Raw genomic sequence first — 25,978 nt, forward strand, 5'->3', positions numbered from 1 at the left:
GTCCCCGGGTTCGTCTGACGGCCCCCAGTCTGCCACTTCGCGCGGTAGACAGTGAATGCCCTGTTGAGTGGATTTCCTCACACCGGCCGCCGCCGGGCATAACATCGGCGCATGCAACGGCTCAGCGGGCTCGACGCCAGTTTCCTGTACCTCGAAACCGCGCAGCAGCCGCTGCATGTGTGTTCGATACTCGAACTCGACACCTCGACGATGCCCGGCGGTTACACCTTCGATCGATTCCGGGATGCGCTCAACCAGCGGATCAAGGCGATGCCGGAGTTCCGCGAGAAGCTGGCCGACAGCCGCTTCAACCTCGACCATCCGGTGTGGGTGGAGGACAAGGACTTCGACGTCGACCGCCATCTGCACCGCATCGGCCTGCCGGCGCCGGGCGGCCGCCGCGAGCTCGCCGAGATCTGCGGCCACCTCGCATCGCTGCCGCTCGACCGCACCCGTCCGCTGTGGGAGAAGTGGGTGATCGAGAACGTCGAGGGCACCGATCCGCAGGCCGGCGGGCGGCTCGTCGTGATGACCAAGGTGCACCACGCCGGGGTCGACGGGGTCACCGGCGCCAGCCTGATGTCGCAGTTGTGCAGCACCGAGCCGGACGCACCGCCGCCCGATCCGGTCGACGGTCCCGGCGACGCGACCTCCCTCGAGATCGCCGTCAGCGGTGCGGTCAAGTTCGCGACCCGGCCGCTGAAGCTGGTCAACGCGCTGCCGATGACGCTGTCGTCGGTGGTCGACACCGTCCGCCGCGCCCGCTCCGGGCTTTCGATGGCGCCCCCGTTCGTCGCGCCGAGGACGGCGTTCAACACCAACGTGACCGGGCACCGCAACATCGCGTTCACGAAGCTGGATCTCGAGGACGTCAAGACTGTGAAGAACCATTTCGGGGTCAAGCTCAACGACGTGGTGATGGCGCTGGTATCCGGTGTGCTGCGCAAGTTCCTGGCCGACCGTGGGGAATTGCCGGAGAACTCGCTGGTCGCGATGGTGCCCGTTTCGGTGCACGACAAGTCCGATCGACCGGGCCGCAACCAGGTGTCGGGCATGTTTTCGCGCTTGGAGACGCATATCGACGACCCGGCGGCCCGGCTCAAATCCATCGCCGAAGCGAATTCCGTTGCCAAACAACATAGTTCGGCCATCGGGGCTACCCTGCTGCAGGACTGGACGCAGTTCGCCGCCCCCGCGGTGTTCGGTGTCGCGATGCGTGTCTACGCCGCGAGCCGGTTGAGCGGCGCCAGGCCGGTGCACAACCTCGTCGTCTCCAACGTCCCGGGGCCTCAGGTGCCGCTGTACTACCTGGGCTGCGAAGCCAAGGCGATGTACCCGCTGGGGCCGATCTTCCACGGCTCGGGGCTGAACATCACCGTCATGTCGTTGACCGGAGCGCTGAACGTCGGCATCGTGGCGTGCCCGGAGTTGCTGCCCGATCTGTGGGACATGACCGACGACTTCTCCGCGGCGCTCGACGAGTTGCTGGCCGCCACGCGATAGTGGCCTAGCCAGCGCCGATGGGTGGTCATGGCAGCATGTGGAGCCATGAACGCCAAGCTCGGGGTCCTCGCGGCCACTGTGTTGTTCGCGGCCACCGGTTGCAGCCAGCTGGTCGACGGCCGCGCCGTCGTCGCGGTGCCTGCGCCGGGTACCCCGATCGAATGGCGGGCGTGCCAGACCGAGAAGACCGACGAGTCGCGGGTTCCGGCCGGCGCCGAGTGCGGGATGCTGTCGGTGCCGGTGGATTACGACAAGCCCGACGGTGACGTCGCCCGCATCGCGATGATCCGGTTCAAGGCGACCGGCGACAAGATCGGCTCTCTGATCATCAATCCCGGCGGGCCGGGGGAGTCCGGCGTGGAAGCCGCTGCGAGCCTGGTCGGCTCGCTGCCCGAGTCGGTGCGCCAGCGTTTCGATCTGGTCGGCTTCGACCCCCGCGGCGTCGCCAACTCCACCCCGGCCCTGTGGTGCAACTCGGACGCCGACAACGACCGGTTGCGGGCCGAACCTCAGGTCGACTACTCGCCGGAGGGCGTCGCCGAGATCGAGAAGGAGACCAAGGCGTTCGTCCAACGCTGTGTGGACAAGATGGGCGAGGAGTTCCTAGCCAACGTCGGAACCGTCAACGTGGCCAAGGATCTCGAGGCGATGCGAGAGGCGCTCGGCGACGAGAAGCTGACCTACCTCGGCTATTCCTACGGCACCCGGATCGGTGCCACCTACGCGGAGAACTACCCCGACAAAGTGCGGGCGATGGTGCTCGACGGCGCGGTGGACCCCAACGCCGATCCGATCGAGGCCAACGTCCGGCAGGCCGCGGCGTTCCAGACCGCGTTCAACGACTACGCCGCCGACTGCGCGAAGAGCCCGACGTGTCCGCTGGGCACCGACCCGGCCAAGGCCACCGACGTCTACCACAGCCTGGTCGACCCGCTGGTGGAGCAACCGCTCGAGACGCGGGACCCGCGCGGCCTCAGTTACTCCGACGCGATCGTGGGCACCATCCTGCCGCTGTACTCGCCGAACCTGTGGCGCCATCTCACCCAGGCCCTCAGCGAAATGAAGCGGGGCAGCGGTGACACCATGCTCGCGCTGGCCGACCTGTACATGGGCCGCGACGAGCAGGGCCACTACAACAACTCCACCGACGCGCGAGTGGCGGTGAACTGCGTGGACAAGCCAGCGGTGACCGACCGCGCCAAAGCCGTCGAGGAGGACCGGCGGGTCCGGGAGGCCGCGCCGTTCATGAGCTACGGCGAGTTCACCGGACACGCCCCGCTGAGTACGTGCGCGTTCTGGCCGGTGCCGCCCACCAGCAAACCGCATGAGATCGAGGTGAGCGGTCTACCGCCGACACTTGTGGTGTCGACGACCAATGACCCCGCAACGCCGTATCAGGCCGGTGTGGAACTGGCCGACCAACTCGGCGGCACGCTGGTGACGTATGAGGGAACGCAGCACACGGTGGTGTTCCAGGGCAATCAGTGCGTCGACGACATCGCCGCGCGCTATCTCGTCGACCTGACGTTGCCGGCGCCGGGCACCACGTGTTCATCTGCCTGATCACGGCCGGGTCACCGTTGCATCGACAGTAGAGACGGCGCGCGGTCGGCGTGCAACGATGTCAGCCATGTGGCGGGTGGGGCGGATGGTGTCCGCGTTCGCTGCGGTGTCCGTCATTGCCTGTCCGGTGGGTTCGGCGAGTCCCGAAGGTCAATCCGCGCAGGCGTACGGGCAGCCGCCGAATTGGGGCGGATGCGAACGCATCATCGGCGCCGAGAAGGCCGCGGCAATTCCGGCCGGTCGATGCGGCACGGTCTCGGTGCCGGTTGACTACACGAAACCGTCTGGCGCACAAGCCCAATTGGCCGTCATCCGGGTGCCGGCCACCGGCGATCGGATCGGCGTGCTGGTGGTCAATCCCGGTGGGCCGGGCGCATCGGCGGTCGAGACCGTTGCGGGTATGGGCGCCGCGCTGGCCGACTCGGAGATCGGCCGCCGCTTCGATCTCGTCGGCATCGATCCGCGCGGTGTCGGGCACTCGACACCCGAGTTGCGTTGTCGCACCGACGCGGAGTTCGACGCGTTCCGTCGGGAACCGCTCGCCGACTACAGCCCCGCCGGTGTCGCGCACATCGAGCGGCTGTATCAGCAGTTCGTGCAGTCGTGCGTGGACAGGATGGGCACCGAGTTCCTGGCCAATGTCGGCACCGCGACCTCGGCCCAGGACATGGACGTCGTGCGGGCCGCCCTGGGCGAGAACCAGATCAACTATCTCGGGTTCTCCTACGGCACCCAGCTCGGCGCCGCCTACGCCGAGCGGTATCCCGACCGGGTTCGGGCCATGGTGCTCGACGGCGCGATCGACCCGCAGCTCGACCCGATCGACGGCCGGATCCGCCAGATGGCCGGTTTCCAGTCCGCGTTCGACGACTATGCAGCCGACTGCGCGAAGTCGGCGGGCTGCCCGCTGGGCACCGATCCCGCCCGGTTCGTCGAGCGCTACCACCAGCTGGTCAATCCGCTGGTTCAGCGCCCGGCCCAAACCTCGGACCCGCGCGGGCTGAGCTACCAGGACGCGATCACCGGAACGGTGAACGCGCTTTACTCGCAGCGGTATTGGAAGTACCTCACCAGCGGGCTGCTCGGCCTGCAGCGCGGCACGGATGCCGGCGACCTGCTGCTGCTCGCCGACGAATACCAGGGCCGCGACGAATCCGGGCACTACACCAACCAGCAGGATGCGTTCACGGCGATCGGCTGCGTCGATTCGCCGTATCCGAGCGACCCAGCCGCGTGGGCGCAGGCGGACCGCCGAATCCGCGAGGTCGCCCCGTTCCTGTCCTACGGCACCTTCACCGGGTTCGCCCCGCGCGACGTGTGTGCGATGTGGCCGGTGCCGCCCACCTCGACGCCGCACGCGGCCACGTCGCCCGGACCGGGCAAGGTCGTCGTCGTCTCGACCACCCGCGACCCGGCCACGCCGTACCAGGCGGGCGTCGACCTCGCCCGCCAGATGGACGCTCGGCTGATCACGTTCGACGGCACGCAGCACACGGTGGTGTTCAACGGCGACGCGTGCGTGGACACCGCGGTGGTCGAGTTCCTGGTCCGTTCGGTGGTCCCGCCGGCCGGACTGCGCTGTTAATCGCAGCCGCCGTGTAACACAGAATTAACAGCCGGTGCCTACGCTGCGGTCATGGATCGGCAGAAGGAATTCGTGCTGCGCACGCTGGAGGAACGCGACATCCGCTTCGTCCGGTTGTGGTTCACCGATGTGCTCGGATACCTGAAGTCGGTCGCGATCGCCCCCGCCGAACTCGAGGGGGCGTTCGAGGAGGGCATCGGCTTCGACGGCTCGGCGATCGAGGGCTTCGCGCGTGTGTCGGAAGCCGACATGGTCGCGCGCCCGGACCCGTCGACGTTCCAGGTGTTGCCGTGGGCCGACGGCTCGGGCCGGCACCACTCGGCGCGGATGTTCTGCGACATCACCATGCCCGACGGTTCACCGTCGTGGGCCGACTCGCGTCATGTGCTGCGCAGGCAGCTGGCCAAGGCCAGCGATCTCGGCTTCTCCTGCTACGTACACCCGGAGATCGAGTTCTTCCTGCTGAAACCCGGCGAGGACGACGGCTCGGCGCCCGTGCCCGCGGACAACGGCGGGTACTTCGATCAGGCCGTGCACGATTCGGCGCCCAACTTCCGCCGCCACGCCATCGATGCGCTCGAGCAGATGGGCATCTCGGTGGAGTTCAGCCACCACGAGGGCGCGCCGGGCCAGCAGGAGATCGACCTCCGCTACGCCGACGCGCTGTCGATGGCCGACAACGTCATGACGTTCCGCTACGTCGTCAAGGAGGTCGCCCTCGGCGACGGGGTGCGGGCATCGTTCATGCCGAAACCGTTCGCCGAGCACCCCGGTTCGGCCATGCACACGCACATGAGCCTGTTCGAGGGCGACACCAACGCCTTCCACAGCCCCGACGACCCGCTGCAGCTGTCCGACGTCGCCAAGTCGTTCATCGCGGGAATCCTCGAGCACGCCAAGGAGATCAGCGCCGTCACCAACCAGTGGGTGAACTCCTACAAGCGCCTGGTGCACGGCGGTGAGGCGCCGACCGCGGCCTCCTGGGGCGCCGCGAATCGCTCGGCGCTGGTGCGGGTTCCGATGTACACACCGCGCAAGGCCTCGTCACGGCGCGTCGAGGTGCGCAGCCCCGACTCGGCGTGCAATCCCTATCTGACGTTCGCGGTGCTGCTGGCCGCCGGGCTGCGCGGCATCGAGAAGAACTACGTGTTGGCGCCCGAGGCCGAGGACAACGTCTGGACTCTCACGCCGGAGGAGCGCAGCGCGATGGGCTACAAGGAGCTGCCGGGTAGCCTCGGCGTGGCGCTCACCGAAATGGAGAACTCCGAGCTGGTCGCCGAGGCGTTGGGCGAGCACGTCTTCGACTACTTCCTGCGCAACAAGCGCGCGGAGTGGGAGAACTACCGCAGCCACGTCACCCCGTTCGAGCTGAAGGCCTACTTGTCTCTCTGACCGACGCTCGCGCTACCTTTCTCTGGTGGCCAAACCTGCGACGCAGCGTTCGAAGCTGCCGAGCGTAGGGCGGCTCGGGCTGGTCGAACCGTCCGCCCCTGCGGACCTGGATCGACTGGGCTGGAACTCCGAGGCCCACGTGGAGCTGCTGTGGTCGCTGTCGCGGGCGCCCGACGCCGACACCGCGCTGCACACGATGGTCCGGCTGGCCGAGGCGTTGGACACCGGCTGGGACCAACTCAACCGGGCGCTGCTCACCGACCGCGGCCTTCGCGGCCGGCTGTTCGGTGTGCTGGGCTCCTCGCTCGCCCTCGGCGACCACCTCGTCGCCCATCCGGAGAACTGGCGCCTGCTCGCCGGTGACGTCGGGTTGCCGGCCGCCGAGGAGCTGCGCGAGGTGTTCGTCGCGCGCGCCGACGAGGCTTCGGATACCGCGGCCGCACTGCAGCCGCTGCGCAAGCTCTACCGCGACCGGCTGCTGGTGCTGGCCGCTCTCGATCTCGCGCCGACGGTGGAGAACGAACCGGTGCTGCCCTTCTCGACCGTCGGTGAGCACCTGTCCGATCTCGCCGATGCGGCACTGGCGGCCGCGCTGCACCTGGCTCTCAAGACGGCGGGTGGTGACTCGCCGCCCCGGCTCGCTGTCATCGCGATGGGTAAATGCGGTGCGCGCGAACTCAATTACGTCAGCGACGTCGACGTGATCTTTGTGGCCGAGACCGCCGATGCGCTCGCGACCCGGGTGGCGGGCGAGATGATGCGGTTCGCCGCCGACGCGTTCTTCGAAGTTGATGCGGCGCTGCGGCCCGAGGGCAAGCACGGTCAGCTGGTACGCACCCTCGACTCGCACGTCGCGTATTACCAGCGGTGGGCCAAGACCTGGGAGTTCCAGGCGTTGATGAAGGCGCGACCGGCTGCCGGCGACGAGGAACTGGGCCGGGCCTACATCGAGGCGCTGATGCCGATGGTGTGGACCGCGAGCGAACGCGAGGACTTCGTCCCCGAGGTGCAGGCGATGCGCAGGCGCGTCGAGGAACTGGTGCCCGCCGGGCAGCGGTCGCGGGAGATCAAGCTCGGCACCGGCGGGCTGCGCGACGTCGAATTCGCCGTGCAACTACTGCAATTGGTGCACGGCCGCAACGACGAGACGCTGCACGTCGCATCGACGGTCGGCGCGCTGGCCGCACTCGGCCAGCGGGGATACATCGGCCGCGACGACGCCGCGAACCTCACCGCCTCATACGAGTTCCTGCGGCTGCTCGAGCATCGGCTGCAGCTGCAGCGGCTGGTGCGCACCCACCTGCTTCCCGACGAGGACGACGACGAGTCACTGCGCTGGCTGGCCAGGGCCGCCCACGTGCGCCCCGACGGCACCCGCGATGCGCTCGGCGTGCTGCGCGAAGAGCTCAAGCGCCAGAGCCTGCGGGTGTCCCGCCTGCACGAGAAGCTGTTCTACCAACCGCTGTTGGAGTCGGTCGGGCAACCGGCACTGAGCATTTCGGAGGGTATGACCCAGGAGGCCGCCGAACGGCAGCTGGCCGCGCTGGGATACGAGGGGCCGCAGAGCGCGTTGACGCACCTGGCCGCGCTGACCGGTACCAGCGCCCGTCGTGGCCGCGTGCAGCAGATCCTGCTGCCGACCCTGCTCAGATGGCTCAGCGACACACCCGACCCGGATGCGGGTCTGCTGTCCTACCGCCGCATCAGCGATGCGCTATCCGAACAACGGTGGTTCCTGGCGACGCTGCGGGACGAGGGCGCCGTCGCCAAGCGGCTCATGCAGGTGCTGGGCACCTCGGCGTACGTTCCGGAGTTGCTGATGCGGGCACCGGAGGTCATCCAGTCCTACGCCGACGGCCCTGACGGCCCCAAACTGCTCGACGTTGAACCCGATGCGGTGGCGCGGGCGCTGGTCGCCTCTGCTGCAAGGTATTCCGACCCGCAGCGTGCGATCGCGGCGGCGCGCACCCTGCGCAGGCGCGAACTGGCGCGCATCGCCTCGGCCGACCTGCTCGGCATGCTGGAAGTGACCGAGGTGTGTGCCGCGCTGACGTCGATCTGGGTGGCGGTGCTGCAGGCCGCGCTGGACGCGGTGATCCGCGCCAACACCGGTGACCGGGGACCGCTGGCCCGCATCGCCGTGATCGGAATGGGCCGGCTGGGCGGAGGCGAGCTGGGCTACGGCTCGGACGCCGATGTGATGTTCGTGTGCGAACCCGAAGCGGGAGTTGAGGAGTCGGCCGCGGTCAAATGGTCGGTGACGGTCGCCGAGCAGGTGCGTTCGCTGCTCGGGACGCCCAGTGCCGACCCGCCGCTGGAGGTCGACGCGAACCTTCGGCCCGAGGGCCGCAACGGCCCGCTGGTGCGCACGCTCGCCTCGTATGAGGCCTACTACGCGCGGTATGTGCAGACGTGGGAAGTGCAGGCGCTGTTGCGGGCCCATCGCGTGGCCGGCGATCTCGACCTGGGGGAGCGGTTCCTGCTGATGATCGACAAGATCCGCTACCCACCCGGCGGGGTGTCGGCCGAAGCGGTGCAGGAGATCAGGCGGATCAAGGCGCGGGTGGACGCCGAACGGCTGCCGCGTGGCGCCGACCCGAACACCCACACCAAGCTGGGCCGCGGCGGCCTAGCCGACATCGAGTGGACGGTGCAGTTGCTGCAACTGAGGTATGCGCACGAGGTGCCCGCGCTGCACAACACGTCGACGTTGGAGTCGCTCAACGTGATCGGCGCCGCCGAGCTGATCGCCGAGGGCGACGTCGAGTTGTTGCGCCAGGCGTGGCTGACCGCGACCCGTGCGCGTAACGCGCTGGTGCTGGTGCGCGGCAAGCCGACCGACCAGCTGCCCGGGCCCGGCCGCCAGTTGAATGCCGTTGCGGTGGCAGCGGGTTGGGACACCGACGACGGCGGGGAGTTCCTCGACAACTATCTGCGGGTGACGCGTCGGGCGAAAGCGGTCGTCAAGAAGGTCTTCGGTGGATGAGACGGAGTGGATGAACACATGAGCATGGATTTCGGGTTCGACGTCATCACCGAGGAGGAGTATCAGCGTCAGCGGGCTTTGTACGGCCCGCTGACGGATGCGGTGCGCAAACTGATCTATGCGAGCCTGCACACCGAGATCGACGAAGCCGCGGTCGCCGACGCGCAGGCGAAGATCGAAGCGGTCACGGACCTCCTCGAGAGCAAGCAGCGCCCGGTGTCCAGCACGCTGCGTCACGAGCTCACCGGGCGCCCGCTGGCGTGGGCGAACCCGGCTGTGGGACTTCGCAATGCGATCGCGCCCCCGATGGTCATCCACCATGAGGAGGACGGGCGTTGCTGGAGTGAGTTCACGCTGAGCGGCGCGTACGAAGGCCCCCCGGGCTGGGTGCACGGCGGTATCTGCGCGCTGGTGCTCGACCACCTGCTGGGTGAGGCTGCGAGCGAAGGCCTCACCCAGCCGAAGTTCACCGGCACGATCTCGCTTCGGTATCTGCGCGGAACCCCGCTGGGCCGACTGCGCGCGGAGGCGTTCGTGGAGCGGTCCGAGGGCGTCAAGACATTCGCCCGCGGATACCTGATGGACGCCGACGGCACCACGGTCGAGGCCGAGGGTGTCTTCATCCGGCCGGCGTGGGCGCGGGACGCCGGGTGAAGTTCTACGTCAGCGTGGCGTTCCTGGACACCAGCGAGATCGTCGAGATCGCCAGGGCAGCAGATGATCTCGGCTACGACGGCCTCGGTATCCCCGACCATGTCGTGAACCTGGAGACGCTGCAGACCCCGTATCCATACACCAAGGATGGTCGGCGGCGGTGGGAGGCCTTCACCGACTGGCCCGACCCGTGGGTGTTGATCGGGGCGTTGGCCGTGGTGACCTCGCGGTTGCGGTTCGTCACCACCGTGTATCTGCCCGCGATGCGGGACCCGTACTCGGCCGCGAAATCGATTGGCACCGCGGCTGTTCTGGCGGGAGGACGGCTCGAACTCGGCATCGGTGTGGGCTGGTGCGAGGAAGAGTTCGCCCTGATGGGCCAGCAGTTCGCGCGGCGCGGTAAACGCACCGACGAGATGCTCACGCTGATGAAGGAGCTGTGGAAGCCCGGGTGGACGGAATTCGACGGCGAGTTCTATCAGACGCCGCGGCTGGAGATGGAGCCGACGCCGCCGCCGATCCCGGTGTATGTGGGCGGGCTCTCGGACATCGCGCTGCGCCGCGCGGCGCGCCACGACGGCTGGATCGGCGATCTCATCACCACCGACCGGGCGCTCGAACGCGTCGCGAAGCTGCGTGAGCTACGCGCCGAAAATGGTTTGACGATGGACGATTTCACCGTCATCACGCCGCTGACCGACGCGTTCACCCCAGAGCATTACGAGCGCGCCGAGGCGGGCGGTATCGCGGGCATTGTGACGATGCCGTGGATGTTCTACGCCGGGCCGCAGGCGACGCTTCCGGCGAAGATCGACGGGATGAAGCGTTTCCGTAAGGACCTCGGCCTGGATCAGTAGCGCGGTCTGCGGAAACGGCTGAGCAGCCCGCCGCGCCGGCGCGGAGGCGCGTCCGTGGCGACGTACTGCTCCTCCCTCGCAGTGACCGCGCCGACTCGCCGGGGTGGCGCACCCGCGTACCCGCCGGCCGCGCCTCGGCGTCGCGCATCGACCGACCAGGCGCCGGCGCCGAGCGCTGCCAGGGCCAGGAAACCGAAGCAGTACAGCACCGCCGGTTCGCCGTTGTTCGCGATGGGCCAGAAGCTGCCGCGCGGGCCCTCCAGCGGCGGCCAGTGCTGCCAGAAATACGCCACGGCCATCTCGCCGGCAGCGATGATCGCCGCGATGCGGGTGAACAGCCCGACGGCGATGAGCAGGCCGCAGACCAATTCGATCAATCCCGCCCACCACATCGGCCAGTCGCCGACTTCGATCGGAGCTGGCGCTGGGACCGGCCAGCCGAACAACTTCTGCGAACCGTGGATGGCAAACAGAAGGCCGAAGACGATGCGGAAAACACTCAGCAACGGTGACGAATACCTCGAGAGGCGAGCGTCCAGTTGGGTCGTCATGGACCGACCTTACGCGCGCCGACCCGTTCTGTTGAGCGCTTGAACAGCACCGTTACCGGACCGTCGCTGATTGTTCGCACGCCGTCGGCCGCACGAAAGCGGAGGGGCCGGATGGCGTGCACCATCCGGCCCCTTCCACGATGACGGCTTACACGTCGAAGTACAGCGCCACCTCGTACGGGTGCGGACGGATCTGAACGGGCAGGATCTCGTTCTCGCGCTTGTAGGAGATCCAGGTCTCGATCAGATCCTCGGTGAACACCCCACCCTCGGTGAGGTAGTCGTGGTCCTCTTCGAGCTTGTCGATGACCGCCGACAGGGAGGTGGGCGCCTGGGGAATGTTGGCGGCCTCGTCGGGCGGCAGCTCGTAGAGGTCCTTGTCGACCGGCGTCTGCGGCTCGATCTTGCGCTTGATGCCGTCGATGCCGGCCATCAGCATCGCCGCGAACGCCAGGTACGGGTTACCCGAGCTGTCGGGGCAGCGGAACTCCAGGCGCTTGGCCTTCGGGTTGTTGCCCGTGATCGGGATACGCACACACGCCGAGCGGTTGCGCTGGCTGTACACCAGGTTGATCGGCGCCTCGTAACCCGGCACCAGGCGCTTGTAGGAGTTCACCGTGGGGTTGGTGAACGCCAGCAGCGACGGCGCGTGGTGCAGGATGCCGCCGATGTAGTGGCGCGCGATGTCCGACAGGCCCGCGTAGCCGGACTCGTCGTGGAACAGCGGCTGGCCGTCCTTCCACAGCGACTGGTGGGCATGCATGCCGGACCCGTTGTCGCCGAACAGCGGCTTGGGCATGAACGTTACGGTCTTGCCGGCCTGCCATGCCGTGTTCTTGATGATGTACTTGAACAGCAGCAGGTCATCGGCCGCGTGCAGCATCGTGTTGAACTTGTAGTTGATCTCGGCCTGGCCGGCGGTGCCGACCTCGTGGTGGCCGCGCTCGAGCGTGAAGCCTGCGTTCTGCAGGTTGGTGCACATCTCGTCGCGCAGATCCACGTAGTGGTCGTACGGCGCGACGGGGAAATAGCCGCCCTTGGGCCGGACCTTGTAACCGCGGTTGGCGCTGCCGTCGGCCTCGACCGGTTCGCCGGTGTTCCACCAGCCGGCCTCGGAGTCCACCTCGTAAAAGGTGCCATTGATCCGGGAGTCGAAGGTCACCGAGTCGAAGATGTAGAACTCGGCCTCGGCGCCGAAGTACGCCGTGTCGGCGATGCCGGTGCTGGCCAGGTAGTTCTCCGCCTTGCGGGCGACGTTGCGCGGGTCGCGCGAGTAAGCCTCGCGGGTGAATGGATCGTGCACGAAGAAGTTGAGGTTCAGCGTCTTGGCGGCGCGGAACGGGTCGATACGTGCGGTGTCGGGGTCCGGCAGCAGCATCATGTCGGACTCGTGGATCGACTGGAAACCGCGAACCGATGAGCCGTCGAAGGCCAAGCCGTCCTCGAAGACGTCCTGGGTGAAGGCCGAAGCCGGGACCGAGAAATGCTGAACGACGCCGGGCAGATCACAGAACCGGATGTCGACGTATTCGACATCCTCGTCCTTGATCAGCTTGAGAATGTCGTCGGCCGTCTTTTCTGCCACTGAGTTCTCTCCTTTATCTGGTAACCCGCGGGTTGACGCTAGGGACACGATGTTGCACGGTCGTCAACCGAATGTTGCGCCGAAGTTACGCAATCTCACCTCAGTGCCTCGTCGCCGGCGGCCGATGGCCTCGCGTGGACCACCTGATGTCCCGCCCTATCCTGACAGTATGGCCCGATCACTGGGGTCCTGGCTGTCGGGTCCGGATCCGACCAGCGACGCCGGACCCGACGACTATCCCGGTCAGCGCCTCGGTATGCCGGAGACCGGCCCCGGTTCGATCGCCCGGTTCGGCAGGCGGATCGCTGCGCTGATGATCGATTGGTTCATTGCCTACGGACTGGTGGGGCTTGCGGTGAACGTCGGCGTCATCAGCCGCGACGCCTTCCTGTACAGCCCGCTGGGCTCGACGTCGATCGCGGTGGTGTGGCTGGTGCTGGGCATCGTCTCGGTGCGGTTGTTCGGCTTCACGCCCGGTCAGTGGGCGCTGGGCCTGCGGGTCGCCTCGATCGACCACCGGATGCACGTCGGGATCGGGCGCGCCGCGGTCCGCGGTCTGCTGGTGTTCTTCGTCATCCCCGCCCTGTTCACCGACAAAGACTTCCGCGGATATCAGGACCGGTTCACCAACACCGCGGTGGTTCGTCGGTAACTTCTGCCGGCGCCGAAACCGACGTTTTGGTTGAAAATCCGGTCGGATCACGACCATTTCGTCTGTCTCGGCGGAACTCCGAACTCGGAACTCGGGCCTCAGCGGCGGCGGACGGTGCGCTGCACACCGCGCATCTTGGCCTGCGTCGGCAGTGGGCCCTTCGGCATCGCGGCCGGGCCCACCTTGGTGCCAAGCGCGGCCAGCCTCGACTCCAGCGCGTCGAGTTGTTTGACCGTGATGTTGGCAGGCAGCTTGTTGAGGTGACGCTCCAGCTTGGCCAGCGGCACTTCGCCTTCGCCGTTGCCGATGATGACGTCGTAGATCGGAGTGTCGCCGACCAGTCGGGCGGTGCGCTTCTTCTCCTGGGCCAGCAACGGCTTCACCCGTGTCGGCGAACCCTCGCCGACGAAGATGACCCCGGGCCTGCCGATCACACGGTGCACCGCGTCGAAGTGGCCGGTGGCCGCGACGCCGGGCGTCACCCGCCACTTGCCGCGCAGGTTGTCCAGCGCCCACGCCGCTGCGCCGGTCTGACCCTCGGCCTTGCGGTAGACGGACTTCTGAGCGCGTCTGCCGAAGATGATGAAGGCCACCAGGGCTCCGAGGATGATGCCCAGCAGGATCATCACGTAAGTCGTGAAGCCGCCCGCGAAGATCCCGAGCGCCACGGAGCCGGCGACGATCAGCACGAATGCGCCGATCATGTACGGCAGCAGCCGCTTGTCCTCTTTGCGCTGGATCTGGAACGCCTGCCACAGTTGGCTGCGGCGTTGTTTGGACGCCGCTTTGCGGGCCGCCTTGGCCTCGGCCTTCGCGGCCTTGAGGGCCTCGGGATTGCGGGTTTTCGCCATTGCTTCAGGATACGGAGTGCGATGACGCCGCCGCCGCGGCTCCCGTGCGCGCCGTCGCCTTCGCCTGGGCATACAGCCGGCCCGCCCGGTACGACGACCGCACCAGTGGTCCGGCCAGCACGCCGGCGAACCCCAGCCCCTGGGCGAACTGCTCGTGCTCGACGAACTCCTCGGGGTGCACCCAGCGCTCCACCGGGTGATGACGCGCCGAGGGCCGCAGGTACTGGGTGATCGTGACGATGTCGCAGCCCGCGTCGCGCAGATCGGTCAGCGCGGTGCGCACCTCCTCGGGCGTCTCACCCATGCCGAGGATGAGGTTCGACTTGGTGACCAACCCGAAGTCGCGCGCCGCGGTCAGCACTCGAAGGCTGCGCTCGTAGCGGAATGCGGGCCGGATCCGCTTAAAGATCCGCGGAACGGTTTCGACGTTGTGCGCCAACACTTCTGGATTCGCCTCGAAGACCTCGCGCAATTGGCCGGGGTCGCCGTTGAAGTCGGGGATCAGCAGTTCCACGCCAGTGTTCGGATTGAGTTCTTTGATCGCACGCACCGTCTCGGCGTAGAGCCAGGCACCGCCGTCGGGTAGGTCGTCGCGGGCCACGCCCGTCACGGTCGAGTAGCGCAGCCCCATCGCCTGCACGCTCTCGGCCACCCGGCGCGGTTCGTCACGGTCGAGGTCGGCCGGTTTACCGGTGTCGATCTGGCAGAAGTCGCAGCGACGGGTGCACTGTTCGCCGCCGATGAGGAAGGTGGCCTCGCGGTCCTCCCAGCATTCGAAGATGTTGGGGCAGCCGGCCTCCTCGCAGACCGTGTGCAGCCCTTCGCGTTTGACCAGCGCCTTGAGTTCCTGGTACTCCGGGCCCATCTTCGCGCGTGTCTTGATCCACGGCGGCTTGCGCTCGATCGGCGTCTCGGCGTTGCGCACCTCGAGACGCAGCAGTTTGCGGCCTTCAGGAGTCACGGTCACGGCGTCAACGCTACCCTCAGCCGCCCGTCCAGGACGTCTGCCACCGCGTCTGCCACCGGTCCGATGACGTCCGCGACGCCGACCCGCCGCCCCAGTTCAGCCGTCAGTGAAGTGACCCCGGCGTCGGTGATGCCGCAGGGCACGATCGCCGAGAATGCGGACAGGTCGCAATCGCAGTTCAACGCGAATCCGTGCATGGTCGTCGCCCGCGACACCCGGATGCCGACTGCAGCGATCTTGCGCGCGGGGCCCTTGGCGTCGGTACTGGATTCGCGGCTCGCCGCGGGCGGCACCCACACCCCGGAACGGCCCTCGACCCGACCGGTCTGCACGCCGAGATCGGCGCAGACCTTGATCAGCGATTCCTCAAGACGCCGAACGAAGTTGACCACGTCGAGCGGTTCGGCCAGCCCGACGATCGGATAGCCCACCAGTTGCCCGGGCCCGTGCCAGGTGATCTTGCCGCCGCGGTCGGTGTCGATGACCGGAGTGGCGGCCGCACTCGGCCTTTCGCTGGGCAGCGTGCGCCGGCCTGCGGTGTACACCGGCGGATGCTCGAGTAGCAGCAGGGTGTCCGGTCCGCCCGCCACCCGCTCGTCGGCGATCTGACGCTGCAACTGCCAGGCATCCTCGTAGTCGACCAAGCCCAGCCGACGCACGTCGATCTGCGTCGACACCGACCGAATCGAACCCGTCACTACACCGACGCTACTCTCGCGGCGCGGTGGCGAACGCCAACGCCTCGCCAATGGTGTTGTGGTGGAAGACGAATCCGGCCCGCTCGAGCGCCGCGGGGATGGCGCGCTGACCGCCCAGCAGCCCCTCGTCGGCGAACTCACCGAGAACGGCGCGCAGCGCGAATCCCGGAACCATCAGCGGTGTCGGTCGATTGACCGCGCGGCCCAACGCCGCGGTGAACTCGGCGTTGGTGACGGGCGCGGGACCGGTGAGGTTGACCGGCCCGGACAGCTCGTCGTGCGATATCGCGAACAGCAGCGCGCGGACCTCGTCCTCCAGGCTGATCCATGGCATGTACTGGCGGCCGTTGCCCAGCCGGGCGCCCAGCCCCAGAGAGAACAATGGTTTGAGCCGGCCGAGCATCCCGCCCGCCGGGGCCAACACCAGGCCGGAGCGCGCCAGCACGACCCGCGCGCCGTCCTGTCGCGCCGCCCAGGTGGCGGCCTCCCAATCGATGCACAGGTGGGGGAGGAACCCCTCGCCGGCGGGCGCGTTCTCGTCGGTGATCTGCGGGCCGGTGTCGCCGTAGAAGCCGACCGCGCTGGCGTTGACGAGCACGGGTACGCCGGCCTCGGCGACCGCGTTGGCGAGCACCTCCGTGGGTCCGATGCGGCTGTCGCGCAGGCTCTGCTTGAACGCGCCCGACCACCGCTTCTCGCCGACGTTGACGCCACACAGATTGACCACCGCGTCCACCCCGGCCAACGTCTGAGGGTCGAATTCGCCGGTGTCCGGGTTCCAGAACACCTCGTCGGCGTTCGACGGTGCGCGCCGGACGATGCGCAGCACACGGCGGTCGGTGGCACGCAGTGCATACACCAGCGCCGTGCCGATCAGACCGGACGATCCCGCGATCGCGATGACGGCTTCGGACACGACAGGCGCAAGCCTTCCCTGTAGGCCTCTACAGGCCTAAGTCGGCCTCGAACGCGCCTTCCTCGAGCCGGCGCTTGATGGTGGTCAGGAAGCGGCCGGCATCTGCGCCGTCGATCAGCCGGTGGTCGTAGGTCAGCGGCAGGTAGCACACCGAGCGGACACCGATCGACTCGTTGCCGAACTCGTCGGCGATCACCCGGGGCCGCTTGACGATGGCGCCCGTACCCAGCATCGCCGCTTGCGGCGGCACCAGGATCGGCGTGTCGAAAAGCGCGCCCTGACTGCCGATGTTGGTGATCGTGAACGTTCCGCCGGACAACTCGTCGGGTTTGAGGTCACCCGAGCGTGCGCGCGCCGCGATGTCGGCGATCGCGCGGGCCAGGCCGGCCAGCGACAGATCACCGGCGTTCTTGATCACCGGCGAGAGCAGACCCTGCTCCGTGTCGACCGCGAAGCCGAGGTGCTCGGCGTCGTAGTAGGTGATCTCCTTGGTTTCCTCGTTGTAACTGGCGTTGACGTTCGGATGCGCCTTCAGCGCGTCCACCACCGCGACCGCGATGAACGGCAGAAATGTCAGGTTCACGCCCTCGCGCTCGGCGAAACTGGCCTTCGCCCGTGCTCGCAGCGACACCACCCTGGTCATGTCGACCTCGTGGGTCTGGGTCAATTGCGCTGTCGCCTGCAAAGATTCGCGGGTCTTCTTCGCGGTCAGCTGGCGGATCCGGTTGGCCTTCTGCGTGGTGCCGCGCAGGTGCGCCAACCGAGCCGACGAGGTGTCGCCGTCCGCGGAGGCCGACGCCGCGGCGGGCGCCTTGCCCGGTGCTTCGGCCGGCTGTTCGGTCGGGGTCGTCGGCGCCTTGGTGGCCTCCGCCGCCGCGAGCACGTCCTGCTTGCGGATCCGTCCGCCGACGCCGGTGCCTTTCACGTTGGCGAGGTCAACGTTGTTCTCCGCAGCCAGCTTTCGCACCAGCGGGGTGACGTAAGGGCCGGACTCACTCGTGGGTTGCGGCTCGGGCTTCGATTCCGGCTCGGGCTGCGGTTTCGATTCCGGTTTCGGCTCGGGCTTGGGTTCGGGTTTGGCCTCTTGCTCGGGCTCGGGCTTGGGTTCCTGTTCGGGCTCGGGCTTCTCTTCCTGCTTGGGTTTCTCTTCCTGCTTGGGCTCCGGTTCTGGCTCCGGTTCTGGTTCAGGCTTGGGCTCGGGCTTCGAGTCCTGCGCCGCGTCGGCATCGCCGATCTTGGCCAGCTCCCCGCCCACCTCGACGGTGTCGTCCTCCTCGGCGGTGATGGACAGCAGCGTGCCCGCCACAGGTGAGGGAATCTCGGTGTCCACCTTGTCCGTGGACACCTCGAGCAGCGGTTCGTCGACCTCGACGGAGTCGCCGACCTTCTTCAACCAGCGTGTCACCGTGCCCTCGGTGACGGACTCGCCGAGCTCCGGCATCAGTACCGGGGTCGCGTCCCCCGACGACTTCGCAGCCGGCTTGGATTCAGGCTTGGAATCGGGCTGCGACGCGTCCTCTTCCTCGGCGGCGGGCTCGGGCTCTGACGCCGGCTTCTCCGCGGGCTTCTCCTCTTCGGCGGCTTGCTCGTCTCCGCTGGAGGCGTCCTTGTCTTCCGAGGCGTCCTTGTCTTCCGAGTCTTTTGAGTCGTCGGAGCTGTCGGAGCCGCCGTCCTCGCCGGCGTCGCCGATGACCGCCAATTCACCGCCCACCTCAACGGTGTCGTCTTCCTGGGCGATGATCTTCTTCAGCACCCCGGAAGCGGGTGAGGGAATCTCGGTGTCGACCTTGTCGGTGGAGACTTCCAGCAGCGGCTCATCTTGTTCGACCGTATCGCCCTCTTGCTTGAGCCAACGGGTGACAGTCCCCTCGGTGACGCTCTCGCCGAGTGCAGGCATCTGGACGGAGATGGCCATGTGATTGACTCCCTCGCTCCCTTGAACGGTCGGTCAGTCGTGCTGGATCGATGTCTTCGCAACCCATCCTTTCACGTCCGGTTGCACAGTTCGCCGCAGACCGGCTGACCCGTGGCTCTGGCACTATCGAGACAGGCGGCCGAAGGGAGCACGGACGGGAGTGGGAGTTCTCGACAGATTTCGCCGCGGTAAGCGCGCAGGCAAGGGGCCGGGTGCCGACCCCGCCGCGGATCTGAACTACCTGCGCCAGTGGGTCGCCGAACACACCGGTGTGGAAGCCTTCGTCGAACCGAAGACCACGGTCACCGACGTCACGGTGGTCCTGGTGGCCGCCGACGGCGAGTGGACCCGGCGCCGTGCCGGGGGAGACGCCGGTGCCCGTCGGCTGTCCGAACGGCTCAATATCCCCGTCTACGACGTGCAGAAGGTCGGCTATCCGCAGCGGATGCGCGACTACGACGAACGTCGCCGCATCGAACGCCGTCGCGCGGAGCGTCGGGAACTCGACGAGCGCTGATACGGTACCGGCGGTTCCGCCAACCACTGGAGGTGTGATGGGGCAGAACGCGCAGCGGTTCGTCGACAGCTCAGATGACGTGCGGATCGCCGTTCACGAAGAAGGCAATCCCGATGGCCCCACGCTGGTCCTCGTGCACGGCTGGCCGGATTCGCACGTGCTGTGGGACGGCGTTGTGCCGCTGCTGGCCGACCGGTTCCGCATCGTGCGCTACGACAACCGGGGAGTCGGCGAATCGACTGCGCCCAAGCGCGTTTCGGCTCATCGTATGGCCCGGTACGCCGATGACTTCGAAGCCGTCACCGCTGCCGTCAGCTCCGGTGAACCGGTGCACGTGCTCGCGCACGACTGGGGCTCGGCGGCTGTGTGGGAGTACCTGGCCCGGCCGGGTGCCAGCGACCGCGTCGCGTCGCTCACCTCGGTTGCGGGTCCCAGCATCGACCACCTCAACCGTTTCGTCATCGGCAGCTTGAGGCGTCCGTGGCGCCCGCGGCGGTTCGTTCGCGCGCTGAGCCAGTTCCTGTCCTTCTCCTATATGGGCTTCTTCTCGATCCCGGGCATCGCACCGTTGGCCGTGCGCGGCTTCGTCGCAAACCTGGTGCGACAGATCCTGCTACTGCGCGATGGGATCCCTCCCGACCAACTGCACCATTCCACGACCTACAAGGACGACGCCGCCAAGAGCGTCAAGGTCTATGGCGCCAACTATCTGGCGTCGATGAAGACCGGGCGCACGAACCACTACGTCGATGTCCCGGTGCAACTCATCGTCAATCTCAGGGATCCGTTCGTGCGGCCGTACGTCTATGACGACACCAAGAACTGGGTAGCGCAGCTGTGGCGCCGCGATCTTGCCGCCGGGCACTGGTCGCCGATGTCGCACCCGCATGCGATCGCACGGTCGGTCGAGCAGCTTGTCGATTTCCTCGACGGTAACCCGCCGGCGCGTGAACTGTTGCGCGCACAGGTCGGCCCGCCACGCGAATACTTCAGTGACACACTGGTTTCCGTGACCGGTGCGGGCAGTGGAATCGGTCGCGAGACGGCACTCGCATTCGCGCGGGAGGGCGCCGAGATCGTCGTCAGCGACCTCGACGAGGGCACCGCAAAGGAGACCGCGGCCCAGATCGCCGCCCGCGGAGGAGTCGCGCACGCCTACACCGTCGACGTGTCCGACGCCGACGCCGTCGAGCGGTTCGCCGACCTTGTGTGCGCCGAACACGGCGTACCCGACATCGTGGTGAACAACGCGGGCGTCGGGCACGCCGGAATGTTCCTCGACACCCCGCGCGAGGAGTACGACCGTGTCCTTGCCATCAACTTCGGTGGAGTTGTCAACTGCTGCAGGTCTTTCGGGCGCCGGCTGGTCGACCGAGGGCTGGGCGGGCACGTCGTCAACATCTCGTCGATGGCGGCGTACTCACCGCAGCAGTCGATGAATGCCTACGCCACCAGCAAGGCCGCGGTGTTCATGTTCGGCGACTGTCTGCGCGCCGAGCTGGACCAGGCCGACGTGGGGCTCACCACGGTATGCCCCGGCGTGATCGACACCAACATCGTGCACACCACCCGGTTCGACGCGCCCGCCGGCAAGCGGGACAAGGTCGAAGCCCGCCGCGCGCAACTGGAGAAGGTGTTCGCCAAACGTCGGTACGGCCCCGACAAGGTGGCCAACGCGATCGTCTCGGCGGTCAAGAAGAACAAGCCGATCCGGCCGGTCGCCCCGGAGGCACACATCGTCTACGGCGTAGCGCACCTGCTCCCGCAGGTGATGCGGAGTACCGCGCGCGGCAGGGTGGTCTAGCCGCTAGCGCCGTGGCGTCCGTGTTCGCCGAAACGGACGTTTTGGCGGGTTTGTGCGGGTGAAAACCGCCATTTCGTCGGTCTCGGCCATATGGCCTAGACGCTCGCGGCTCGAGCCCATCAGCCGCTCTGAGATATGTCCTCCAGGACCGCGAACATGGTCCGCGTCGGCACCCCGGTGCCGCCCTTGCCGGTGTAGCCCCACGGGCCGCCCGTGTTGTACGCCGGGCCCGCGATGTCGATGTGGGCCCACTGCACGCCGTCGGGAACGAACTCGCGCAGGTACGTGCCGGCCACCAGCATGCCGGCGTACCGCGAGCCGCTGACGTTGGCCAGGTCGGCGACCGTCGATTTGAGGTCGTCCTTGAGTTCCTCGGGCAGCGGCATCGGCCAGGCGTTCTCGCCGACCGCCTGCGAAATCGCTGCGACTCGGTCGCGGAATTCGTCGCTGCCCATCACTCCGGGGGTGCGGGCGCCGAGCGCTACGGTCTGCGCGCCGGTCAGCGTCGAGGTCTCGATCAGGTAGTCCGGCTGGTCCTCGCCGGCCCGCACGATCGCGTCGGCCAGAATCAGCCGGCCCTCGGCGTCGGTGTTGAGCACTTCCACCGTGGTGCCGCCGTACTGGGTCAACACATCACCGGGCCGCTGCGCGGTGGCCGACGGCATGTTCTCGGCCATCGGCACCGTGGCGATCACGTCGATCGGCAGCTTCTGCTTGGCGGCCAGCACCACGGTCGCGATGACAGCGGCCGCGCCACCCATGTCGGAGGTCATGTGGTGCATGTTCGCCGCGGGCTTGATCGAGATGCCGCCGGTGTCGAACGTGATGCCCTTGCCAACCAGCGCGACGCGCTTACCTTTGCGCTTGGCGCCCTTGTGGGACAGCCGTACCAGACGCGGAGGACGGGACGAACCTTTGCCGACGCCGATGATGCCGCCGTAACCTGCCTTCTCCAACGCCTTCTCGTCGAGGATTTCCACCTGTAGTCCGGCTGCCTCGGCCAAATCGCTTGCGCGCCGGGCGAATTCGGCGGGAAAGAGGTGGCTCGGCGGGGTGTTGACCAGATCGCGGGCGGTGGCCACCGCGGTCGCGATGTCGGCCGCCCGCTGCGCGGCTTCCTTGGTACTCGACTTCGTGTCCGCGGTGAGCGCGGTGATCTCGCGCAGGCCGGCGTCCTTGGGCGCGGTCTTGCCGCTGCGGAAGTCGGCGAACCGGTAGGCGCCGAGGATCAGGCCCTCGATCGCGGCGGTCAGGTCGACGTCCGTCAGCGTCGTCAGCGCCGCCTCGGTGCCGTTGAGCGACCGAGCCGCGACACCCGCGGCGCGGCGGATGACATCGGCGGAGTAGTGGTCGCTCTGCTTGCCTAGTCCGACCGCCAAGACGCTGGCCACCGGAAGCGATGGCGCGACGACGCGGGTGAGTTGCTCGCTGCCGCCTTTGGCGCCGAGTGCCTCGAGCGCGCCCTCGATCTCGGCGACCGCCCCGCTATCGAGGAAGGGGCTGGGCAGCACCTTCGGCGCAGAGTCGTCGTCCCCGTTGACCACCGGCACGATCAGCACCGATGAGCCGGCTTTGCGTTTCGGCAGCGCCGAGCTGACGGTGACGATAGGGGCCTGGTATCCGACAGTTGCAGGGCTCACGAGGCCTAACCCTAGCTTCAGTGGCCGCCGTGCAGATCGTAAGCCGGGACGGGGGCGTCGAAGCCCTTGAGCGTCAAAGGATCCAGTCGGGTCGCAGGCCAGCCGGGCAGCTCGTCGCGGACATCTGCAGCGGCGAGGATCTGACCGGGTGCCGCGGCGCTGACGAGCCGCGCGGCCAGGTTGACGGGGGTGCCGAAGTAGTCGCCGTTGATGGCGACAACTTCGCCGTAGCTCAGCCCTGCGCGAAGACGAAGTCCGGCTTTTCGCACCCGTGGGTGGTCCACGAGATCGGCGGCGGTCCGCAGCAAACGCTCCGGCGTCGAACTCACCCACATCACCGCGTCACCGATGAATTTCACCAACCAACTCTCGTCGTCATGCACCACGTCGCTGACGGTGGCGGTGAACCCGCTGAGCAACGCCGACAGTTCGCCTGGGCTGATTTGCTGCGTCAGCGCCGTGAAATCCGAGAGGTCGACAAAGCCGATGCCGCACTCCAGGCTGGCCGACGGGTCGCGCAGGACGTTCTCGAACAGGTTGGGCCGTTCGAGATGCTGTCGATGTACGGCATCCATCAACGCTCCCACCCTGGGAATCAATTCGGCCAGCGCGCGGTAAGTGCGTGCCGTGGTGAGTTCGTCGTGGCTGGTGGTGATCCAGAACTGTGGCTGACTGGTTCGAGTGGCCGTCGCTTCGGCCTCGGCCACCCGGGCCATTGCCGAACCGATGAGTCGCAAAAGACCGGCGGTGCCGTCTATGTCCCACAACGCCGTCATCGCGGCGCACGTGGCGAGGGCGTCGACATCTGCCTGGCTCAATGCGACCTGATCGGGATCGGTGACAGTCAAGCCGAGCATCGCCCAGTAGTGAGCGACGTCATCGACCGGCAGCGCGAGCGCCTCGGCGGCGGTGCGCAGGCTGTAGGTCGGGGGACCTGAGCGGCGCACCGCGTCGCCGGCGAGTTGGAACAGGCGCCGCCCGTGCCGCTCGGCGTCGACCATCTCCTCGGCGGAGAACCCGAGGCTGTCGAGGTACTCGATCAACGCCGCACGCTGCCGTGCGTCGGCGAGGCCGGCGGCTTCGAGCGCATCCAGGTCGACCATCAGCGACTCAGGTGCAGGTCATAGGCTGTCACCGGAGCCTCGAAGCCTTTGAGTATCAATGGGTTCTGCGGAATGGCGGGCCATTCGGGCAGCTCGTCGCGAACGTCGGTGGACGCCAGGATCTGCCCCGGCGCGGCGGCCGCCACCAACCGGGCGGCCAGGTTCACCGGGGTGCCCCAGTAATCGCCGCCGATGGCCAGCACGTCCCCGTAGCCGAGACCCGCACGCACCAGCAGACCGGCGTCACGCGCCTGCGGCAGCTCGACGAGATCGAGAGCGACCTTCGCCAGCAGTTCCGGGGTCGAGGACACCCACATCACCTCGTCGCCGATGAACTTCACCACGCGCCCTCCGTCGGCGTGCACGAGATCGGACACGATGCCGCCGAACCCGATCAACAAATCGGACAATTCGTCCGGCGTGAGCCGCTGGGTCAGGGCGGTGAAACCGGTGAGGTCGGCGAATCCCACCCCGCACGTGACGATGGGCGACGAGTCGTGCAACACGCCCTCGAAATGGGTTCGGGCGCTGATGATGTGCTCCCGGAAGACGGCGTCGATCAGCACGCTGATCCGCTGGGTGATCTCGGTGACCGCGCGATAGGCCTTCGCCGTGGTGAGTTCGTTCCCGCTGTGCGTCATCAGGAGATCGGGTTGGGCCATGCGCACCATCGTCCCGCCGGCTTCGGCGAGACGGGCCATCGTGTTGCCGAGGACGCGTAGAAAGGCCAGCGCGGCATCATCGCCGACGAGCGCCTTCATCGCCACCCACGCCGCCAGTCCGTCGACTTCTGCCCGGCTCAGCGCCAATGCATCCGGATCTGAGATGTTCAGGCCCATCACGGCCCACGCCGTGGCGACCTCGTCAAGGGGCACGTCGAGCGCCTCGGCGGCCGTGCGCAAGCTGTGCACCGGGCGGCCCGGCCCCTGCAGCGCGTCACCGGCCAGGCCGAACAGACGGCCCTTGCGTTCTGCCTCGACCATGTCCTCCGCGGTGAACCCGAGGCTGTCGAGGTACTCGATGAGCCCCGCGCGTTCTCGCGCGTTCGCAATTCCGGCCGCCTCCAGTGCGGCGAAATCGACCACGCACCCGAGTCTGCCAGCGTCGACGCCCCGGTTAGGGTGGATTTCCGTGAGCGAAGTCGAACACGGCCCACTGGAAGACCGCCACCGCGAACTGGGGGCGAGCTTTGCCGAGTTCGGTGGGTGGCTGATGCCGGTTTCGTACGCCGGGACGGTCAGCGAGCACACCTCGACCCGGACATCGGTCGGGCTGTTCGACGTCAGCCATCTCGGCAAGGCGTTGGTGCGAGGGCCCGGCGCGGCCGAGTACGTCAACTCCGCGTTCACCAACGACCTGCGCCGCATCGGCCCGGGCAAGGCGCAATACACGTTGTGCTGCACCGATGTAGGCGGCGTCGCCGGAGTTGTAGACGACCTGATCGCGTACTACGTCTCGGATGACGAGATCTTCCTGGTGCCCAACGCCGCCAACACCGCCGCGGTCGTCGAGGCGCTGCGGCGCGAGGCCCCTGCCGAGTTGACGATCACCGACGAACACCGGTCGTACGCGGTACTCGCCGTCCAGGGTCCGAAATCAGCGCAGGTCGTCGGCGCGCTCGGGCTGCCGACCGACATGGACTACATGGGTTATGCCGACGCCGAGTTCGGCGGGGTTCCCGTACGCGTCTGCCGCAGCGGCTACACCGGCGAGCACGGCTATGAGCTGCTGCCTCCGTGGGACCGCGCGGACGCGGTGTTCGACGCACTGCTCGAGACGGTGACGGCGGCGGGCGGTGAGCCGGCGGGTCTCGGCGCGCGCGACACCCTGCGCACCGAGATGGGCTATCCGCTGCACGGCCACGAACTGTCGCTGGATTTCTCACCGCTGCAGGCGCGTTGCGGGTGGGCCATCGGCTGGAAAAAAGATGCGTTCTGGGGGCGTGAAGCGTTGCTGGCCGAGAAGGCGAGTGGCCCGCGTCGACTGCTGCGCGGCTTGAGGGCGGTCGGAAGGGGGGTGCTGCGCGCCGGGCTCACGGTGCTCGACGGCGACCGTCCGGTGGGCGTGACGACGTCGGGAACCTTCTCTCCGACTTTGAAAGTCGGCATCGCGCTGGCGTTGATCGACACCGACCGCAACATCGCCGACGGGCAGCTGGTCACGGTCGACGTCCGCGGCCGCGCCGTCGAGTGTGAGGTGGTCAAACCGCCGTTCGTCGCGGCAAAAACCCGGTAGCGGT

The 25,978-nt window shown here is 67.7% G+C and carries 21 protein-coding genes; 11 read left to right on the plus strand and 10 right to left on the minus strand.

Annotated elements, in window-relative coordinates:
• Window positions 1-111: 111 nt before the first annotated feature.
• Genes AU185_RS08115 through AU185_RS08145 form a run of 7 tightly spaced genes read left to right on the plus strand, consistent with a single transcriptional unit; the run spans window position 112 to window position 10,540 of the window.
• Window positions 112-1,503 carry a WS/DGAT/MGAT family O-acyltransferase gene (locus AU185_RS08115; RefSeq protein ID WP_059098873.1) on the plus strand — a complete coding sequence of 464 codons (1,392 nt, stop codon included), beginning with the start codon at window positions 112-114 and terminating at the stop codon, window positions 1,501-1,503.
• 45 nt (window positions 1,504-1,548) lie between these two features.
• The gene (locus tag AU185_RS08120) at window positions 1,549-3,066 is read left to right on the plus strand and encodes an alpha/beta hydrolase (RefSeq protein WP_197413434.1); all 1,518 of its coding nucleotides are present in this window, start codon (window positions 1,549-1,551) and stop codon (window positions 3,064-3,066) included.
• Window positions 3,067-3,124: 58 nt separating this feature from the next.
• Window positions 3,125-4,651 carry an alpha/beta hydrolase gene (locus AU185_RS08125; protein WP_059098875.1) on the plus strand — a complete coding sequence of 509 codons (1,527 nt, stop codon included), beginning with the start codon at window positions 3,125-3,127 and terminating at the stop codon, window positions 4,649-4,651.
• A gap of 51 nt (window positions 4,652-4,702) precedes the next feature.
• Complete coding sequence (gene glnA, locus AU185_RS08130; protein ID WP_059098876.1) at window positions 4,703-6,043, plus strand: type I glutamate--ammonia ligase; 1,341 nt, start codon at window positions 4,703-4,705, stop codon at window positions 6,041-6,043.
• Between the two features lie 25 nt (window positions 6,044-6,068).
• On the plus strand, window positions 6,069-9,029 hold the full coding sequence (locus AU185_RS08135; protein ID WP_059098877.1) for a bifunctional [glutamine synthetase] adenylyltransferase/[glutamine synthetase]-adenylyl-L-tyrosine phosphorylase: 2,961 nt from the start codon (window positions 6,069-6,071) through the stop codon (window positions 9,027-9,029).
• 18 nt (window positions 9,030-9,047) lie between these two features.
• On the plus strand, window positions 9,048-9,683 hold the full coding sequence (locus AU185_RS08140) for a PaaI family thioesterase (protein ID WP_059098878.1): 636 nt from the start codon (window positions 9,048-9,050) through the stop codon (window positions 9,681-9,683).
• A complete protein-coding gene (locus AU185_RS08145) occupies window positions 9,680-10,540 on the plus strand; it encodes a TIGR03619 family F420-dependent LLM class oxidoreductase (RefSeq protein WP_059098947.1) in 861 nt (286 codons plus the stop codon). Before AU185_RS08140 ends, AU185_RS08145 begins: the two co-directional genes overlap by 4 nt.
• Here the strand turns inward: AU185_RS08145 and AU185_RS08150 are convergent.
• Window positions 10,534-11,091, minus strand: coding sequence for a DoxX family protein (locus tag AU185_RS08150; RefSeq protein ID WP_059098879.1), 558 nt, complete (start codon window positions 11,089-11,091; stop codon window positions 10,534-10,536). The two genes, AU185_RS08145 and AU185_RS08150, sit on opposite strands and share 7 nt — an antisense overlap.
• Before the next feature lie 148 nt (window positions 11,092-11,239).
• Entirely contained in the window at window positions 11,240-12,676 is a 1,437-nt protein-coding gene (gene glnA, locus AU185_RS08155; RefSeq protein WP_059098880.1) for a type I glutamate--ammonia ligase, read from the minus strand.
• A 169-nt stretch (window positions 12,677-12,845) separates the two neighbouring features.
• Here glnA (AU185_RS08155) and AU185_RS08160 point away from each other — a divergent pair, with 169 nt between their 5' ends.
• A complete protein-coding gene (locus AU185_RS08160) occupies window positions 12,846-13,328 on the plus strand; it encodes an RDD family protein (protein WP_059098881.1) in 483 nt (160 codons plus the stop codon).
• Between the two features lie 98 nt (window positions 13,329-13,426).
• Here AU185_RS08160 and AU185_RS08165 read toward each other — a convergent pair whose 3' ends face one another.
• Genes AU185_RS08165 through sucB form a run of 5 tightly spaced genes read right to left on the minus strand, consistent with a single transcriptional unit; the run spans window position 13,427 to window position 18,675 of the window.
• Window positions 13,427-14,179, minus strand: coding sequence for a DUF4191 domain-containing protein (locus AU185_RS08165; RefSeq protein WP_059098882.1), 753 nt, complete (start codon window positions 14,177-14,179; stop codon window positions 13,427-13,429).
• 4 nt (window positions 14,180-14,183) lie between these two features.
• The gene (gene lipA, locus AU185_RS08170) at window positions 14,184-15,146 is read right to left on the minus strand and encodes a lipoyl synthase (protein WP_059098883.1); all 963 of its coding nucleotides are present in this window, start codon (window positions 15,144-15,146) and stop codon (window positions 14,184-14,186) included.
• Window positions 15,143-15,844: a lipoyl(octanoyl) transferase LipB gene (lipB, locus tag AU185_RS08175; protein WP_059098884.1), complete on the minus strand. Its 702-nt coding sequence runs from the start codon at window positions 15,842-15,844 to the stop codon at window positions 15,143-15,145. Before lipB ends, lipA begins: the two co-directional genes overlap by 4 nt.
• A gap of 10 nt (window positions 15,845-15,854) precedes the next feature.
• Window positions 15,855-16,760: a TIGR01777 family oxidoreductase gene (locus tag AU185_RS08180; RefSeq protein ID WP_059098885.1), complete on the minus strand. Its 906-nt coding sequence runs from the start codon at window positions 16,758-16,760 to the stop codon at window positions 15,855-15,857.
• A 28-nt stretch (window positions 16,761-16,788) separates the two neighbouring features.
• Window positions 16,789-18,675, minus strand: coding sequence for a 2-oxoglutarate dehydrogenase, E2 component, dihydrolipoamide succinyltransferase (gene sucB, locus AU185_RS08185; protein WP_059098886.1), 1,887 nt, complete (start codon window positions 18,673-18,675; stop codon window positions 16,789-16,791).
• 160 nt (window positions 18,676-18,835) lie between these two features.
• Between sucB and AU185_RS08190 the strand changes: the two genes are divergently transcribed.
• Window positions 18,836-19,192, plus strand: coding sequence for a hypothetical protein (locus AU185_RS08190; RefSeq protein ID WP_059098887.1), 357 nt, complete (start codon window positions 18,836-18,838; stop codon window positions 19,190-19,192).
• A gap of 37 nt (window positions 19,193-19,229) precedes the next feature.
• The gene (locus tag AU185_RS08195) at window positions 19,230-20,996 is read left to right on the plus strand and encodes an SDR family oxidoreductase (RefSeq protein WP_059098888.1); all 1,767 of its coding nucleotides are present in this window, start codon (window positions 19,230-19,232) and stop codon (window positions 20,994-20,996) included.
• Window positions 20,997-21,115: 119 nt separating this feature from the next.
• On the opposite strand, the gene AU185_RS08200 is transcribed toward AU185_RS08195, so the two are convergent.
• From AU185_RS08200 to AU185_RS08210, 3 genes are read right to left on the minus strand one after another with little or no spacing between them, the layout of a single operon-like run.
• Entirely contained in the window at window positions 21,116-22,636 is a 1,521-nt protein-coding gene (locus AU185_RS08200) for a leucyl aminopeptidase (RefSeq protein ID WP_059098889.1), read from the minus strand.
• 17 nt (window positions 22,637-22,653) lie between these two features.
• Complete coding sequence (locus AU185_RS08205; protein ID WP_059098890.1) at window positions 22,654-23,739, minus strand: adenylate/guanylate cyclase domain-containing protein; 1,086 nt, start codon at window positions 23,737-23,739, stop codon at window positions 22,654-22,656.
• Window positions 23,739-24,824 carry an adenylate/guanylate cyclase domain-containing protein gene (locus AU185_RS08210; protein WP_059098891.1) on the minus strand — a complete coding sequence of 362 codons (1,086 nt, stop codon included), beginning with the start codon at window positions 24,822-24,824 and terminating at the stop codon, window positions 23,739-23,741. Before AU185_RS08210 ends, AU185_RS08205 begins: the two co-directional genes overlap by 1 nt.
• A 46-nt stretch (window positions 24,825-24,870) precedes the next feature.
• Here AU185_RS08210 and gcvT point away from each other — a divergent pair, with 46 nt between their 5' ends.
• Window positions 24,871-25,974, plus strand: a complete 1,104-nt coding sequence (gene gcvT / locus AU185_RS08215; RefSeq protein ID WP_059098892.1) for a glycine cleavage system aminomethyltransferase GcvT — start codon at window positions 24,871-24,873, stop codon at window positions 25,972-25,974.
• The last annotated feature ends 4 nt before the right edge of the window (window positions 25,975-25,978 follow it).

The sequence above is a fragment of the Mycobacterium sp. GA-0227b genome, from assembly GCF_001499855.1.
Classification (GTDB): Bacteria; Actinomycetota; Actinomycetes; order Mycobacteriales; family Mycobacteriaceae; genus Mycobacterium.

Bases quoted from the DNA above. Each gene is read 5' to 3' on its own strand.
- glnA (WP_059098876.1), top strand. From the start codon at position 4,703: ATGGATCGGCAGAAGGAATTCGTGCTGCGCACGCTGGAGGAACGCGAC.
- AU185_RS08125 (WP_059098875.1), top strand. From the start codon at position 3,125: ATGTCAGCCATGTGGCGGGTGGGGCGGATGGTGTCCGCGTTCGCTGCG.
- AU185_RS08160 (WP_059098881.1), top strand. From the start codon at position 12,846: ATGGCCCGATCACTGGGGTCCTGGCTGTCGGGTCCGGATCCGACCAGC.
- AU185_RS08195 (WP_059098888.1), top strand. From the start codon at position 19,230: ATGGGGCAGAACGCGCAGCGGTTCGTCGACAGCTCAGATGACGTGCGG.
- AU185_RS08115 (WP_059098873.1), top strand. From the start codon at position 112: ATGCAACGGCTCAGCGGGCTCGACGCCAGTTTCCTGTACCTCGAAACC.
- AU185_RS08205 (WP_059098890.1), bottom strand. From the start codon at position 23,739: ATGGTCGACCTGGATGCGCTCGAAGCCGCCGGCCTCGCCGACGCACGG.
- AU185_RS08140 (WP_059098878.1), top strand. From the start codon at position 9,048: ATGAGCATGGATTTCGGGTTCGACGTCATCACCGAGGAGGAGTATCAG.
- AU185_RS08165 (WP_059098882.1), bottom strand. From the start codon at position 14,179: ATGGCGAAAACCCGCAATCCCGAGGCCCTCAAGGCCGCGAAGGCCGAG.
- AU185_RS08120 (WP_197413434.1), top strand. From the start codon at position 1,549: ATGAACGCCAAGCTCGGGGTCCTCGCGGCCACTGTGTTGTTCGCGGCC.
- AU185_RS08150 (WP_059098879.1), bottom strand. From the start codon at position 11,091: ATGACGACCCAACTGGACGCTCGCCTCTCGAGGTATTCGTCACCGTTG.
- sucB (WP_059098886.1), bottom strand. From the start codon at position 18,675: ATGGCCATCTCCGTCCAGATGCCTGCACTCGGCGAGAGCGTCACCGAG.